The 15,930-nt window shown below is 63.9% G+C and carries 12 protein-coding genes; 7 read left to right on the top strand and 5 right to left on the bottom strand.

What is annotated here, in order from left to right:
• Nucleotides 1–197 precede the first annotated feature (197 nt).
• The 4 genes from FJ543_RS16665 (at nt 198) to FJ543_RS16645 (ending at nt 4,310) form a co-directional block, all read left to right on the top strand.
• The gene (locus FJ543_RS16665) at nt 198–1,127 is read left to right on the top strand and encodes a sugar ABC transporter permease (RefSeq protein ID WP_015314651.1); all 930 of its coding nucleotides are present in this window, start codon (nt 198–200) and stop codon (nt 1,125–1,127) included.
• A gap of 219 nt (nt 1,128–1,346) precedes the next feature.
• Nucleotides 1,347–2,186 (top strand): carbohydrate ABC transporter permease, encoded by an 840-nt coding sequence (locus FJ543_RS16655; protein ID WP_140875988.1) that lies wholly within the window; start codon nt 1,347–1,349, stop codon nt 2,184–2,186.
• Nucleotides 2,183–3,244 (top strand): Gfo/Idh/MocA family oxidoreductase, encoded by a 1,062-nt coding sequence (locus tag FJ543_RS16650; RefSeq protein ID WP_140875986.1) that lies wholly within the window; start codon nt 2,183–2,185, stop codon nt 3,242–3,244. Before FJ543_RS16655 ends, FJ543_RS16650 begins: the two co-directional genes overlap by 4 nt.
• Nucleotides 3,245–3,311: 67 nt before the next feature.
• The gene (locus tag FJ543_RS16645) at nt 3,312–4,310 is read left to right on the top strand and encodes an ABC transporter ATP-binding protein (protein ID WP_015314648.1); all 999 of its coding nucleotides are present in this window, start codon (nt 3,312–3,314) and stop codon (nt 4,308–4,310) included.
• 158 nt (nt 4,311–4,468) lie between these two features.
• On the opposite strand, the gene FJ543_RS16640 is transcribed toward FJ543_RS16645, so the two are convergent.
• The 5 genes from FJ543_RS16640 to FJ543_RS16620 all read right to left on the bottom strand — a co-directional run bounded on the left by FJ543_RS16640 (nt 4,469) and on the right by FJ543_RS16620 (nt 11,010).
• Nucleotides 4,469–5,314 carry a fumarylacetoacetate hydrolase family protein gene (locus FJ543_RS16640; RefSeq protein ID WP_023772088.1) on the bottom strand — a complete coding sequence of 282 codons (846 nt, stop codon included), beginning with the start codon at nt 5,312–5,314 and terminating at the stop codon, nt 4,469–4,471.
• A 164-nt stretch (nt 5,315–5,478) separates the two neighbouring features.
• Nucleotides 5,479–6,210 carry an SDR family oxidoreductase gene (locus FJ543_RS16635; protein WP_140875984.1) on the bottom strand — a complete coding sequence of 244 codons (732 nt, stop codon included), beginning with the start codon at nt 6,208–6,210 and terminating at the stop codon, nt 5,479–5,481.
• Nucleotides 6,211–6,498: 288 nt separating this feature from the next.
• Complete coding sequence (locus FJ543_RS16630) at nt 6,499–8,871, bottom strand: aldehyde dehydrogenase family protein (RefSeq protein ID WP_140875982.1); 2,373 nt, start codon at nt 8,869–8,871, stop codon at nt 6,499–6,501.
• Between the two features lie 68 nt (nt 8,872–8,939).
• Nucleotides 8,940–9,986 (bottom strand): deoxyribose-phosphate aldolase, encoded by a 1,047-nt coding sequence (gene deoC, locus FJ543_RS16625; RefSeq protein ID WP_140875980.1) that lies wholly within the window; start codon nt 9,984–9,986, stop codon nt 8,940–8,942.
• Nucleotides 9,987–10,182: 196 nt separating this feature from the next.
• Nucleotides 10,183–11,010: a ferredoxin--NADP reductase gene (locus tag FJ543_RS16620; RefSeq protein WP_140875978.1), complete on the bottom strand. Its 828-nt coding sequence runs from the start codon at nt 11,008–11,010 to the stop codon at nt 10,183–10,185.
• 219 nt (nt 11,011–11,229) lie between these two features.
• On the opposite strand from FJ543_RS16620, the gene FJ543_RS16615 reads away from it, so the two are divergent.
• The 3 genes from FJ543_RS16615 (at nt 11,230) to FJ543_RS16605 (ending at nt 15,913) form a co-directional block, all read left to right on the top strand.
• The gene (locus FJ543_RS16615; protein WP_140875976.1) at nt 11,230–13,314 is read left to right on the top strand and encodes a hydantoinase/oxoprolinase family protein; all 2,085 of its coding nucleotides are present in this window, start codon (nt 11,230–11,232) and stop codon (nt 13,312–13,314) included.
• Nucleotide 13,315: 1 nt separating this feature from the next.
• On the top strand, nt 13,316–15,025 hold the full coding sequence (locus FJ543_RS16610) for a hydantoinase B/oxoprolinase family protein (RefSeq protein WP_140875974.1): 1,710 nt from the start codon (nt 13,316–13,318) through the stop codon (nt 15,023–15,025).
• A 111-nt stretch (nt 15,026–15,136) separates the two neighbouring features.
• The gene (locus FJ543_RS16605; protein WP_140875972.1) at nt 15,137–15,913 is read left to right on the top strand and encodes an ABC transporter substrate-binding protein; all 777 of its coding nucleotides are present in this window, start codon (nt 15,137–15,139) and stop codon (nt 15,911–15,913) included.
• The last annotated feature ends 17 nt before the right edge of the window (nt 15,914–15,930 follow it).

Raw genomic sequence — 15,930 nt, 5'->3', positions numbered from 1 at the left:
GGCCGGTTCCGGATTACTCTGTCTTCATATTGCGATTGTCGGCTCTGCCTCACGGCCTTACCCTTGCTGTTGTTGGGGAAGGCTGGCTGATCAGTCGCAGGCCTTTGTCTTGCCGCACCGGGCAAGGTTGGGCCATGCATCGAGGCATCATCTAGCATCACATCGTCTGGAACCGAGAGACGGCGGGGACCGAACTCATGGCCGCACAAACACGACCCAAAAGACCATTCCGCTGGCATATCGCCGTCTTCCTGGCGCCGGCGGTGCTCGTCTATACGGCGATCATGATCCTGCCGCTCGCCGGCACGCTGCAGCTCTCGCTGTTCCGCAATGTCGACCAGTCCCAGATCTTCGTCGGCCTGGACAATTTCCGCACCCTGTTCGGCGATCCCAACTGGTCGGTCAATTTCTGGAATGCGTTGCGCAACAATGTCTGGTTCTTCATCATCCACATGCTGGTGCAGAACCCGGTCGGCGTGCTGTTGGCGGCAATTCTCTCCAGCCCCAGGCTGCGGTTCGCCGCCTTCTACCGCACCGCGATCTTCGTGCCGACCATCCTGTCCTTCGTCATCGTCGGCTTTGCCTGGAAGCTGATCCTGTCGCCGCTATGGGGCGTGGCGCCGCATCTGCTCGACTTCGTCGGCCTGAAAAGCCTGTTCACGCCCTGGCTCGGCAAGGAGCAGTACGCGCTGACCGCGCTCAGCCTGATCTCGGTGTGGCAGTTCATCGGCATTCCGATGATGCTGATCTATGCCGCGCTGCTGTCGATCCCCGAAGAGGTGATCGAGGCGGCCGAATGCGATGGCATCACCGGCCTGTCGCAGTTCTGGAAGATCAAGCTGCCGCTGATCCTGCCGTCGATCGGCATCATCTCGATCCTCACCTTCGTCGGCAATTTCAACGCCTTCGACCTGATCTACACCGCGCAAGGCGCGCTCGCCGGGCCGAACTATTCGACCGATATTCTCGGCACCTTCCTCTACCGCGCCTTCTTCGGCTTCCAGCTGCAGGTCGGCGATCCCAACATGGGCGCGACCATCGCCACGATCATGTTCCTGATCATCCTGGGCGGTGTCTGCGTATACCTCTTCCTTATCCAGACGCGCCTGCGTCGCTACCAGTTCTGAGAGGCGAGAGATGTCGAGCTTGAGCACCCCCCTCTGGCCTGCCGGCCATCTCCCCCGCAAGGGGGGAGATCAGATGTCGCTACTGCTTTCGCCAGTCGCCATCGTTGCAAGGTGGACGGCAAGGCCGACGCTGCCAATCTCCCCCCTTGCGGGGGAGATGTCCGGTAGGACAGAGGGGGGTGTCTTGGCGCCAACCTCTCTGCGCAGGAAGGGTTTCCAATGAGCATCGCCACCCGTTCAATGCCCCGCACCATCGGCGCCCACGCGATCCTGTTGACCTACACGGCGATCGCACTGTTTCCGGTGATCCTGGTCATCATGAATTCGTTCAAGTCCCGTGCCGGCATCTTCGGCGCGCCGCTGACGCCGCCGACGCCAAAGACTTTCGATCTGATCGGCTACACCACGGTGATCGGCCAGGGCGACTTCATCCACTATTTCCAGAACAGTCTCGTCGTCACCGTCGGCTCGCTGTTCTTCGTGCTTCTGTTCGGCGCCATGGCTGCGTTCGCGCTGTCGGAATATCGCTTTCGCGGCAACACGATGATGGGGCTGTATTTGGCGCTCGGCATTATGATCCCGATCCGGCTCGCCACCGTCGCCATTCTGCAGTTGATGGTGGCGAGCGGGCTGGTCAACACGCTGACGGCGCTGATCCTGGTCTACACCGCGCAAGGCCTGCCGCTCGCCGTCTTCATCCTGTCCGAATTCATGAAGCAGGTGTCCGACGATCTGAAGAACGCCGGCCGCATCGACGGCCTGTCGGAATACACCATCTTCTTCCGCCTGGTCGTGCCGCTGGTGCGGCCGTCGATGGCAACCGTCGCCGTCTTCACCATGATCCCGATCTGGAACGATCTGTGGTTCCCGCTGATCCTGGCGCCGTCGGAAGAGACCAAGACGGTGACGCTCGGCGCCCAGCTTTTCCTCGGCCAGTTCGTCACCAACTGGAACGCCATTCTGGCAGCACTGTCGCTGGCGATCCTGCCGGTGCTGATCCTCTACGTCATCTTCTCGCGGCAACTGATCCGCGGCATTACTTCCGGAGCCGTCAAGTGAGTTCAGAAAGACCCCTTCGCGTTGTCGTCGCCGGCCTAGGCAATATGGGCCGCAGCCATGCGCTGGCCTATCACACCAACCCAGGTTTTCAGGTCGCCGCGCTGGTCAACCGCTCCGACGTGCCTTTGCCTGGGGGGCTGTCCGGCTATGGCATCAGGCGTTCGTTCGATGACGCCCTGCGCGACGAAAAGCCCGACGTCGCCTGCGTCGCCACCTATTCCGACAGCCATGCCGATTATGCGGTGAAAGCGTTCGAGGCCGGCTGCCATGTCTTCGTCGAAAAGCCGCTGGCAACGACGGTGGCCGACGCCAGGCGTGTCGTCGCGGCAGCCAAGGCCAACGGCCGAAAGCTGGTGATCGGCTATATCCTGCGCCACCACCCGTCCTGGATCCGGTTGATCGCCGAAGCGCGCAAGCTCGGCGGTCCCTACGTGTTCCGCATGAACCTCAACCAGCAATCCTCGGGCCATACCTGGGAGACGCACAAGCAGCTGATGCAGACGACATCGCCGATCGTCGATTGCGGCGTGCATTATCTCGACGTCATGCTGCAGATCACCGATGCCAAGCCGGTCGAGGTGCGCGGGATGGGCGTGCGGCTGACCGAGGAAGTCGCGCCCTCCATGTACAATTATGGCCATCTGCAGGTGCTGTTCGATGACGGTTCGGTCGGCTGGTACGAGGCCGGCTGGGGCCCGATGATTTCGGAAACCGCCTTCTTCGTGAAGGACGTGATTTCGCCCAAGGGCTGCGTGTCGATCGTCATGAAGGAGGGCGTGAAGTCCGACGACATCGACACCCACACCAGGACCTCGACCATCCGCCTGCACAGCGCCGCGACCGGCACGGACGGCAAGTTCCTAAAGACGGACGAGATGTTGTCGATGGAAGGCGAACCCGGCCATCAGGATCTCTGCGATCTCGAACAGGCATTTGTCCTCAAGGCGATCCGCGAGGATATTGATCTCACCAGACATATGGACGACGCGGTGCGGTCGCTCGCCGTCTGCCTTGCCGCCGACGAGAGCGTGCGCGGCGGAAAGGCGGTGCGACTGTGATCAGGCTGCCGTCGTCCGCGCCGTACAGGGGCCGCTTGGCGCCCACCCATCAATTTGGAGGACTGCCGTGGGCTCGCTGAAAATCGAGAACGTGAAAAAGGCCTTTGGGCCGGTCGAGGTGCTGAAGGGCATCGACCTCGAAGTGACGGATGGCGAGTTCGTCGTCTTTGTCGGCCCTTCGGGCTGCGGCAAGTCGACATTGCTCCGGGTCATCGCCGGTCTGGAGGATTCGACCTCGGGCCGGGTGCTGATCGATGGCGAGGATGTCTCGGTCACCCCGCCGGCGAAACGCGGCATTGCCATGGTGTTCCAGACCTATGCGCTCTATCCGCATCTGACGGTGAAGAACAATATGGGCCTCGGGCTGAAGCAGGCGAACACGCCGGCGGCGGAAATCGACCGCCGCATCGGCATCGCCTCGTCCATGCTGTCGCTCGAGCCCTATCTCGAAAGACGACCTGCGGAACTTTCCGGCGGCCAGCGCCAGCGCGTCGCCATCGGCCGCGCCGTGGTGCGCGAGCCGAAACTGTTCCTGTTCGACGAGCCGCTGTCGAACCTCGACGCGGCGCTGCGCGTCAACACGCGGCTGGAGATCGCGCAGCTGCATCGCCGGCTGAAGGCGACGATGATCTACGTCACCCACGACCAGGTCGAGGCGATGACGCTGGCCGACAAGATCGTGGTGCTCAATGCCGGAAAAATCGAGCAGATCGGCGGCCCGATGGAGCTCTACAATTCGCCGGCAAACGAGTTCGTCGCCGGCTTCATCGGCTCGCCGAAGATGAATTTCGTCGACGGCGCCCGGCTCGGCGAGACAGCCAGGACCATCGGCGTGCGGCCGGAGCACCTGACCGTCGATCCGAAATCCGGCGCCTGGAAGGGCACGGTCGTCCACGCCGAACATCTCGGTGCCGACACCAATCTCTATCTGGATTGCGAGAAGGCCGGCCTGATCACCGTGCGGATTTTCGGCGTGTACGACGCGGAGCCCGGCGCCACGCTTTACGCGACGCCCGATGCGGCCAAGACCTATAGGTTTGGCGCTGATGGGAAGACGATAAAGTAATAGCTGGAGAGGGGCCGGCGCTGCCCCTCATCCGCCTGCCGGCACCTTCTCCCCGTATAGTGACGGGGAGAAGGAATGGCCGCAACGCTGGCGCTCTCTCTCTCCCCGTTCGTCACGGGGAGAGGGTTAGGGTGAGGGGCGGCGCTAACCTATCAGGCTTACACGTCAGCCTTGAACGTCTGCTTCTGCTGCCCCAATCCCTCGATCCCCAGCTCCACGACATCGCCGGCCTTCAAGAACACCGGCGGCTTCATGCCGAGGCCGACGCCGGGCGGGGTGCCGGTCGAAATAATGTCGCCGGGGTGCAGCGACATGAACTGGCTGAGGTAGGAAACGAGATAGGCAACGCCATAGACCATGGTCTTGGTCGAGCCGTTCTGCATCGTCTTGCCGTTGACCGTCAGCCACATCTTCAGGTTCTGCGGGTCTGAAACTTCGTCCTTGGTCACCAGCCACGGTCCGGTTGGGCCGAACGTGTCGCAGCTCTTGCCCTTGGTCCACTGGCCCTGGCGCTCGGCCTGGAAGGCGCGTTCGGACACGTCATGGGAGACGCAATAGCCGGCGACATGGTCGAGCGCGTCGGCTTCGCTGACATATTTGGCGGTTTTGCCGATAACCACGCCGAGCTCGACTTCCCAGTCGGTCTTCTCGGAGCCGCGCGGGATCAGCACGTCGTCGTCCGGGCCGACGATGGCCGAGCTTGCCTTCATGAAGATGATCGGTTCCGGCGGCACGGTGGCCCCGGTCTCGGCGGCATGGTCGGAATAGTTGAGGCCGATGCAAATGAACTTGCCGGTGCCGGCGACGCAGGCGCCGAGGCGCGGCTTGCCGGAAACCGCCGGCAGCGACTTCGCATCGAGCTTCGAAAGCATGTCCAGCGAGGCCGGATGAAGTGTCGTGCCGGCAATATCGGCAACATGGGCGGAGAGATCGCGGATCGTTCCATCCGCATCGAGCAGGCCGGGCCGTTCGCTTCCCACCTCGCCATAGCGCAGCAGTTTCATGCATCTTCTCCTGATTGCGGCCTCGTGGCCGTTCTACAAACTCTCCGCCGGGGCGGCCGTCTCTGGAACCGGGCGGACCCTAGCCATCAGCCTGCTTCACGACAAGCGCGAACAGCCTGTATTGGCGGCCGGCGACCCGATGTCCGGTTGTCTCAAGGCAGCGCTCAGATCGACCAGCCGCCGTCGATATTATAGGCCTGCCCGGACGTGTAGGTGGCGCCGGCAAGGTAGACGGCGAGATCTGCGATCTCCTCCGGCGTGCCGAGCCGGCCCATCGGCTGGCGGGCGATGAAGGCGGCGCGGGCGGCGTCATAATCGCCCTGAGCGTGCATGCGGTCCTGCAGCGACGGGCTTTCGACCGTGCCTGGGCAGATGGCGTTGCAGCGTATGCCCTTGCCGACATAGTCGGCCGCGACCGCCTTGGTCAGCCCGATGACGGCGGCCTTGGTGACGCCATAGGCGAAGCGGTTCGGAACGCCCTTGGTCGAACTGGCCAGCGAAGCCATGTTGATGATCGACCCGTCGCCACGCTCCAGCATGCCGGGCAGCACCGCCCGGATGGTTCGGATCATGGCGCGCACGTTGAGATTGAAAGCGAAATCGAGATCGGCGTCCTTCATCTCCAGGATCGAGCCCGAATGGACGAAACCGGCGCAATTGAACAGCACGTCGACGGCGCCGATCTCTGCAAAGGCGGCATTGACCGCCTCGTCGTTGAGCACGTCGACCTTGCGGGTCTTGATCCCTGATGTGTTGGCGAGTTCCGCCAGCAGCGTCTCGTTGATGTCGGTGGCATGGACGGTGGCCCCAGCCTTGGCGAAGGCCAGCGCGCTCGCCTTGCCAATGCCTTGCGCCGCTGCCGTGATGACAACGACCTTGCCTGTCAGATCCGCCATGCTTTTTCCTCGCCTGCTTGGGTCAATTGCCTTTATCGGCGGCCGGCGAAAGCGTCATGTGCCAGTCAGGCGCGATTGTGCGGCCTGTGCCAGTTCACTGATAAAGATGTTTTTTCTCGTTAAAGAACATATGGCCAGGCGTCAAGCCCGATCGCGATCCCTGTGTGACATGCCCTAGAGCCGGATGATTTCAGGTCGAGTCGACCTGAAAGCTGAATCCGTCTCTAAATCAAAGGGATAGAGCATGATGTCGTCCGAAAACCGCTTCACACTTTTCGGCATCATGCTCTAGTCGCCGTAAGGCACCCAGACATTCTTCACCTCGATGGCACGGCGCAGAAAAACGTCACCGGCGGCTTCTTCCGAGGCCCAGTCGAGGCTGCGGCCGTTGCCGCTCCAGACGCGCTTGAGGTTGCCGATGGACTCGGCTTCCGCCTTGGCGCAGGTATCCGCGTCGGCGAACAGCCAGAGCCCGTCGACGTCGTCATGCCTGGCCAGCACGCCGGCAAGCTCCGCGGTGCGTCCGGTGACGATGTTGATCGCGCCGGCCGGCACATCGGAATATTCGATGACCTGATAGAGATCGGTGGCCAGCAACGGATACCGTTCCGACGGCACGGCGACCACCGTGTCGCCCATGGCCAGCGCCGGCGCGACCAGCGAGATGAAGCCGAGCAGGGGCTGATTGTCCGGCGCGACAATGCCGACGACGCCGACCGGCTCGTGCAGCGCCAGCGTCACGGCACGCGCCGGCGGCTGGTGCACGCGCCCCTCGAACTTGTCGGCGAGGCCGGCATAGAGGAACAGCCGTTCGATCGAGAGCTCCACCTCGTCCCGTGCGGCCTTGGCGTTGGCTCCGGTCAGTTCGGTGAGCCGGGCGGCAAATTCTTCCGCGCGGCCGGAAAGGTTCTCGGCCAGGTAATAAAGCACCTGCGACCTGTTATAAGCGGTCGCCTCCGGCCAGCTTTTGCAGGCGCGGGCAGCCGAAACCGCATCACGGATATCCTTGCGGCTGCCGAGCCCGACTTCGCCGGCGAGCTTGCCCTTGGCGGTGCCGACGGCAAGCGAGTAATTGCCGTCCGGCCGCACCTGCTTGCCGCCGATGAACAGCTTCGCGGTGCGGTCGATAGCGACGCCGTCCGCCTGTTCCACGGGCTGCACCGACGATGTCGCCTGCTTGATGACCGGGCCGAGCGGCAGTTTCGCCGCCAGATATTCGAACATGCCCTCGCGCCCGCCCTCGCGGCCGAAACCGCTCTCGCGATAGCCGCCGAAGCCGCAGGCGGCATCGAACATGTTGGTGCCGTTGACCCAGACCACGCCAGCCTTCAGTTGCGGCGCGACATGGAGCGCCAGGTTGACGTTCTCGCTCCACACCGAGGCTGCGAGGCCATAGCGCGTGTTGTTGGCGAGTTCGATCGCTTCCTCGGTGTTGCGGAAGGTCATGGTGGCGAGCACCGGCCCGAACACCTCTTTCTGCGCCAGAACATTAGCCGGCGAAACACCGGTAGCGAGCGTCGGCAGGTGATAGTAGCCGGAAGACGGCAGCGTTGCATCCGGCTGCCAGCAGACGGCGCCCTGCCGGGCACCTTCGGCGATCAGTCCCTTGACCCGGTCGAGCTGGGTCAGGTCGACCAGCGGGCCGATATCGGTGTTCTTGTCGAGCGGGCTGCCGACACGCAGCCGGCTCATCCGTGCCTTGACCTTGGCGATCAAGGCATCGGCGATACCTTCCTGCACCAAAAGCCGCGAACCGGCGCAGCAGACCTGGCCCTGGTTGAACCAGATGCCGTCGACCAGGCCCTCGACAGCGCTGTCGAGATCGGCGTCCTCGAAGACGATGAAGGCCGACTTGCCGCCAAGTTCCAGCGACAGTTTCTTGCCGGAGCCGGCGGTGGCCTTGCGGATGATCTTGCCGACTTCGGAAGAGCCGGTGAAGGCGATCTTCTGGATGCCGGGATGATTGACGATCGCCGCGCCCGCATCCGGTCCGCCCTGCACGATGTTGACGACGCCTTTCGGCACGCCGGCGCGTTCGCAGATCTCGGCGAACAGGATTGACGTCAGCGGCGTGAACTCGGCCGGCTTCAGCACCACGGTACAGCCCGCCGCAAGCGCCGGCGCGATCTTCCAGGCCAGCATCAGCAGCGGAAAATTCCACGGGATGATCTGGCCGACGACGCCGACACCCTTTTGGCCGGGAAAATCCCTGTCCAGCGCCTGCGCCCAGCCGGCGTGGTGAATGAAATGGCGGATCGCCAGCGGCACGTCGATGTCGCGGCTTTCGCGGATCGGCTTGCCGTTGTCGATCGTCTCAAGCACCGCGAACAGCCGCTGGTGGCGCTGCATGGCGCGGCCGATGGCGTAGAGCACTTTCGCGCGCTGGTATCCGGAACTGGCGCTCCATTTCGGCAGCGCCTTTGCGGCGGCCGCAACCGCCGCGTCGATGTCGGCGGCATTGGCATCGGACACCTTGGCCAACAGCTTGCCGGAAGACGGCTCGCTGGTGTCGAAAGTCTTGCCGCCTCCGGCCGCTTTCCAGGCGCCGTCGATGAACAGCGCCTTGGAGAAATCGCGCCCGGCCAGCCATGCATCGGCCTCGTTGCGAGCCTCCGGCGCCGGGCCGTATTCCATGGCGTGATAGCGTTCAAGGACGTTCATCAGGTTCCTCCTTCGCCCTCCCCCTTGTGGGGAGGGTCGATCGGCAAAGCCGATCGGGGTGGGGGTGCTCAAGCCATCGCGTGGCGGTGATTGGCCGAATAATGCCCGGTCAGATGATGCTCGAGCTGACGTTCGATATCGGTCAGCAGGCTCGATGCGCCAAAGCGGAACAGCTCCGGCTCCAGCCATGGACGGCCGAGTTCTTCCTTCATCAGCACCAGCCAGTCGAGCGAGACTTTCGCGGTGGAAATGCCGCCGGCCGGCTTGAAGCCGATGAGATAGCCTGTCTCCTCGAAATAGGCCCTGATGGCGCGCACCATGGCGAGGCCGACAGGCAGTGTGGCATTGACGCTTTCCTTGCCGGTCGACGTCTTGATGAAATCGGCGCCAGCCATCATCGCCACCATCGAGGCCAGCATGACGTTGCGCAGCGTGGCGAGGTCGCCGGTGCCCAAGATGACCTTGAGATGCGCGTCGCCGCAGGCGGCCCGCATCGAGACGATTTCATTATAAAGCTCGCGCCACTTGGCGCCGAACACCAGGCCGCGCGGGATGACGACATCGATCTCGTCGGCGCCGTCCTTCACCGAGGCCTCGATCTCCTGCAACCGGGTCGACAGCGGCGCCAGCCCATGCGGAAAGGCGGTGGAGACCGCGGCGACATGGATGCCGGTGCCGCGCACCGCGTCCACGGCCGTGGCGACGAAGGGATGGTAGACGCAGACGGCGGCGGGCCGGATGGTCTCGTCCGCAATGCCGAGGCCTTCCATGATGTCGCGGCGCAGCGGGTTGATCGCCTTGGCGCAGAGCCGGCGCACGCGCTCCTCGGTGTCGTTGGAGTTGAGCGTCGTCAGGTCCATGCAGGCGATCGCCCGCAGCAGCCAGGCTGCCTGGTTGTCGGCCTTGATCGAGCGCCGCTTGGTCAGGCTGGCGACGCGGCGTTCCAGCGCGGAGCGGTTGACGCTGCGTACCGATTCAAGAAAACCGAGGTCGAGTTTCAGGCCAGGATTGCGCGCGATGTGATGGTCCAGCGGCACCGGCGTGTTGGCGGCGGCGCGCGCGGGCAGCGGCGTCACCTTGGGGCCAAGATCGGCTTCGCGGATTGTGCTGCTCATCTCCTGCCCTTTCCTTCAGCGGCGTGCGCTTGATATCTCACGCGCGCATCCTTCTCCCAAAGCCGTCGACAGTTTTGGGCGACACGCACGAAGATAGCCCGCGAAGTCGCGCTTCACGAGTCCTCAAGCGAGGGATAGCTGAAAAAGGCCGCGAAAGCAGCTGTCAAAAATCAGCTTCCTGGGAGACGCGCTGGCCTCAGCCGACGAAGGCGCGTTCGACGACGAAGCTCGAGGGGTGGCTGAGCGAACCTTCCTGGAAGCCGAGGCTTTCGGCCATCTCCTTGACGTCCTTCAGCATGTGCATCGAGCCGCAGATCATGATGCGGTCGGTTTCGGGATTGAGCTTTTCGATGCCGAGGTCGCTGTAGAACTTGCCGGAGCCGATCAGCGCGGTGATGCGGCCCATGCGCGCCGACTCTTCGCGGGTCGTCGAATTGTAGAGCGTGACGCGCCCAGTGGTCAGCTCGCCGATCAGCGGGTCGCTTTCGAGCGCCGCCACCAGCTCCTGGCCGTAGATCAGCTCGGCTTTGTCGCGGCAGGTGTGGGTCAGGATCAGCTGGTCGAACTTCTCGTAAGTGTCGGGGTCGCGCAGCAGGCTTGCAAAGGGCGCGATGCCGGTGCCGGTCGAGATCATGAACAGGCGCTTGGCCGGGGTCAGCGCGTCGACGACCAGCGTGCCGGTCGATTTCTGGCGCATGATGACGGTGTCGCCGACCTGGATCTTCTGCAATTCGGAGGTCAGCGGGCCATCCGGCACCTTGATCGAGAAGAATTCCAGCTCTTCGTCCCAGGCCGGGCTGGCGACGGAGTAGGCGCGATACACCGGCTTCTCGGCATTGGGCAGGCCGATCATGACGAATTCGCCCGAGCGGAAGCGCAGCGACTGCGGCCGGGTGATGCGGAACGAGAACAGCCGGTCGGTATAGTGTTTCACCGAGACGACGGTCTCGGCATAGACATTGGCCGGAATCGGAAACTGCAGCGGACGGGCTTCAGCGGTGTTGAACGCGGGCGTGGTGTTCATCGATTCCAACCTTCTCGCCCAATGAGAGACGCGGGCGCCAAACTTTCCCGTGCGCGCCCGAACCATTCAGGTTCCGGCATGCCATGCACGCTACCGAAGCGGTAAGCTCTTGTGTCCGGAATTTATTAGTATACAAACGATATTTGCGTCAAGGTGCCGCCGTAAAACACCTTTCCAAACTGCGGCATTTCCGTAGCCTCAGCATTTCGGGTTTCGACAATGAAAGAGAATTTTTCGGTGCAGCCGCCGGATTCCCTGGGCAGCGTCGTCGCCGGCATCGATGTCGGCGGAACCTTCACCGACCTGCTCCTGATCGACGGCAGGGACGGTGGCAAGGTGTATCTGGCCAAGACCCCGACCACTGTCGACAACCAGGCCTTTGGCGTGGTTTCGGCGCTCGGCGCCACCGGCTTTCCGATCGACGGCATCGACCTCATCGTGCATGGCACGACCACCACCACCAATGCGGTGCTGGAGCGCCGGCTGGCCAAGACCGGCATGATCACCACGCGCGGCTTTCGCGACGTGATCGAACTCGGCCGGCGAACGCGGCCGCAACCCTATGGCATGACCGGAACCTTCGTCCCAATCATTCCGCGCAACCTGCGCCTCGAAGTGTCGGAGCGCGTCGAGGCATCAGGTGCGGTGCGCACGCCGCTCGATGAAGCCGAGATGCGCGAGGCGGTACAGGCGCTCATCGCGGCCGGCTGCGAATCCCTCGTCATCCATTTCCTCCACTCTTACGCCAACCCCACGCATGAGCGGCGCGCCGCCGAGATCGCCGCCGAAGCCTGGCCGAACGGCTACATCACGTCAGGCCATGCGCTGCTGTCGGAGGCGCGCGAATTCGAGCGCGGGGTGACGGCCTCGGTCAACGCCTCGGTGCAGCCGATCCTGGAGCGCTACGTCGAGCGGCTGCGCAAGGAATTGGCCGACAAGGGCTATGCCCGCGACTTCCTGATCATGAACGGCAATGGCGGCATGATCTCGGCCCGCTTCGTCACACGTGAATCGGCCAAGACGGTCATGTCGGGCCCCGCCTCCGGCGTTATCGCTGCCGCCTATACGGGCAAGCGCGCAGGCTTCGAAAACCTCGTCACCTACGACATGGGCGGCACCTCGACCGATGTGGCGCTGATCCGCAACGCCGAACCGGCGGTCTCGAACGAGATCGAGATCGAATATGCCATGCCCATCCATGTGCCGATGGTGGCGGTGCACACGGTGGGCGCCGGCGGCGGCTCGATCGCCCGCGTCGATGCGGCCGGCCTGATCCAGATCGGCCCGGAAAGTGCTGGCGCCAATCCCGGCCCGATCTGCTATGGGCGCGGCGGCACCGAGCCGACGATCACCGACGCCAACCTCGTGCTCGGCCGGCTGGCGCCGAAGAAGCTGCTCGCCGTCGAAAACCCGGTCACATCGGAGCGCGTCACCAGGATTTTCGAGGACAGGATCGGCAAGGCAACCGGCCTGTCGGGTGTCGAGGCGGCGGGCGCTGTGCTCAGGCTCGGCAACATGAAGATGGCCGGCGCCATCCGCATGGTGTCGGTGTCGCGCGGCCATGATCCCCGCGATTTCGCGCTGTTCGCCTTCGGCGGCGCCGGGCCGCTGCATGCGACGGCGCTCGCGCGCGAACTCGGCCTGCCCAAAGTGCTGGTGCCGGCGCGGCCCGGCATCACCAACGCGCTCGGCTGCGTCGTCGCCGATCTGCGCCATGACTTCGTCAACACCATCAACCAGCCCGTGGCCGTGCTGGACGAAAGCCAGCTTCACCAGGTACTGGAACGGCACCGGAACGAAGGCGAAGAGCTGATCGCCAAGGAAGCGGTGAAGCCGGAAACGATCCGCGTCACCCACTCCGCCGACATGCAGTTCGTCGGCCAGACCCACATCATCAACGTGCCGCTTCCGTCCGCGTCGGTGAACCGGAGCCAATTGCAGGCGTTGTTCGAGAAAGCCTATTTCGCCCGCTTCAAGGTGGAGCTGCCGGAAATCCGCGCCAACCTCGTCAACCTCAACACCTCGGTCACCGGCGTGCGACCGGCGATCGACCTGTCGCGGCTGATCGACCCGGCCGGGCGGGCAAGGACGCTCGACGGGGCGCGGCGCGAGATCCGACCGGTCTGGTACGCCGGGCGCTGGCACGACACGCCGGTTTACAGCAGGGAAAAGCTGCCGCTCGATGCGGTCATCGAAGGGCCGGCGATCCTCGAACAGATGGATGCGACCACCGTGCTCGAACCCGGCGACCGCGCGCGCTCGGATGCAGACGGCAACATCATCATCGACATTGGCGAGGCCTGACATGTCAGTGGATAGCGCAAAGCTCGACGCCATCACGCTTTCGGTGCTCCAGGCCGCTTTGCAGCAGGTCTGCGACGAGATGGACCTGACCTTTTCCCGCGCCGCCTTCTCGCCTGTGATCGCCGAGGCCAACGACCGCTCGGACGGCATCTATTCCGCCGTCGACGGCTCGCTGATCGCGCAGGGCAGTGAGGGCCTGCCGGTGTTTGTCGGCGTCATGCAATATTCGACCAGGACGGTGATCGAGATGATCGCCGACGGCCGCTGCCTGGCCCCGGAGCCGGGCGACATCTACATCGTCAACGATCCCTATCTCGGCGGCACGCATCTGATGGATGTGCGCTTCGCCATGCCGGTCTATCGCGGCGGAAAGATCTTCTGCTGGTTGTCGAACACCGGCCATTGGCCCGACATTGGCGGCTCCGTGCCCGGCGGCTTCTCCGCGTCCGCGACCGCTGTCGAGCAGGAGGGTCTGCGGCTGCCGCCGGTAAAACTGTTCAAGAAGGGCGTGCTCGACCCTGAAATCTACGCCATCATCTGCTCCAACATCAGGGTCGCCGACCAGCGCATCGGCGACATCCGGGCGCAGGCCGCCGCGCTGTTGATCGGCCAGGACAGGCTCAATGGAACCCTGGATCGTTACGGACACGAAACCGTTGTCGAGGCGATCGCCGAGCTACGCCGCCGCGCCGCCGAGCAGATGCGCGCCAATATAGCGGCCATTCCCGATGGCACCTACCGCTCCAAGGCTTTTGTCGATTCCGACGGGGTGGTCAACGAACCGCTGACCATAGCGCTCGCAGTCGACAAGAAGGGCGACACGCTGACCTTCGACTTTTCAGGATCGTCAAAGCCTTGTGCGGGACCGATGAACAGCGTGCTGGCGACGACCCTGTCCTCGGTTTATCTCGCCATGCGCCACATCTTTCCGGACGTGCCGATCAGCGCCGGCGCCTTCGAGCCGCTCGAGGTCAAGCGGCCGGAAGGCACTTTCCTCGACGCCAAATACCCCCGCCCCGTGTCCGGCTGTGCGGCGGAAGTGTCGCAGCGCATCGCCGAGGCGGTGTTCGCGGCTATGGTGCAGGCGCTGCCCGACAAGGTGACGGCGGCCCCAGCCGGCTCCAGCGGCAATTTCGCGCTCGGCGGCAACGATCCGGCGCGCGGCCGCGACTACGTCATGTACCAGATATCCGGCGGCGGCTATGGCGGCAATTCGGGGCATGACGGCCTGACCAATGGCTGCTCGACCATCGGCATTTCGAAGTCGCCCCCGGTCGAGATCATGGAGCAGGCCTTTCCGGTGCTCTATCGCCACTATGCCTTGCGCGAAGGCTCGGGCGGCGCCGGCAAGCATCGTGGTGGTTTTGGCCTCGCCTATGAGGTCGAGATCCTGCGCGGCGAGGCGCGCGCCTCCTTTGTCATGGACCATGGCCGTTTCGGTCCGCAGGGCGCCCTTGGCGGTCGGGATGGCGAGCCCAACAGCGTGACCGTGTTCCGCAACGGCGAGGAGCATGTGCCGCCGCACCTCTCCAAGGAGCAGGACATCCCGCTGAAGGCCGGCGACCGCGTGCGCGTCGGCACGCCGGGTGGCGGCGGCTATGGCGATCCGCGTGAGCGCGATCCGGAACTGGTCGCGCGGGACGTCCAGCTTGGTTATTACACGACGGAGCAAGCCAGGGCTCTGTTCGGGGCCGAGGCACAAGGAACCTGACCGGACGCGGAGCAACCGCACCGCGCCGCGATCGCCGCGGCACATGTCGTTTCCGTCTCCGCCGGGAGCATGAAAGCCCGTAGACTTCGCCGGTCAACGGAGATCTGGACCATGCGTCTTTTCGGTCGTTTCGCGCTTGCCGCTTCCGTAGCTTTTGCGCTCGCCACCGGTGCTGCTTCCGCCCAGGAGAAGAAGCTGAGGCTCGGTACCGAGGGTGCCTACCCGCCCTTCAATCACGCCAATGCCGACGGCACGCTGGGCGGTTTCGACATCGATCTCGGCAAGGCGCTGTGCGCGCAGATGAAGGTCGAATGCGAGTTCACCGTACAGGATTTCGACGGCTCTATTCCGGCGCTGCAGGCCGGCAAGTTCGATGCCATCATCAACATCACCATCACGCCCGAGCGGGCTGAAAAGGTCGAGTTCACCCACAAATACTACCAGACGCCGCCGGCCATCGCGGTGCCGAAGGACTCGACCATCGCGGGCACCTCGCCGGACGATGTGAAAGGCAAGGTGCTGGGCGTGCAGAGCGCCACCATCCACCAGAATTTCGCCGAGCAGAAATATTCGGGCTCGACCGTCAAGGCCTACCCGACCGGCGACGACGCCCGCACCGACATGGCCAATGGCCGCCTCGACGCGATGATGGACGGCTCGATCATCCTCACCGAATGGCTGAAGAAGCCCGACGGCGCCTGCTGCAAGCTGCTCGGCACGCTGACGGCCGACCCGGCCATTCACGGCCCGGGGGTCGGCATTGCGCTGCAGAAGGGCAACAAGGAACTGGCCGACAAGTTCAACGCGGCAATCGACGCGCTGCGCGCCAACGGAAAGTACAAGGAAATCAACGACAAGTATTTTTCATTCGACGTCTACGGGAGTTGATCCCGGTACCAATCGAG

Source organism: Mesorhizobium sp. B2-5-7, from assembly GCF_006440875.1.
GTDB lineage: Bacteria > Pseudomonadota > Alphaproteobacteria > Rhizobiales > Rhizobiaceae > Mesorhizobium > Mesorhizobium australicum.
The sequence above is the reverse complement of the archived record's forward strand: the minus strand, read 5'-3'. Positions and strand labels throughout refer to the sequence as shown.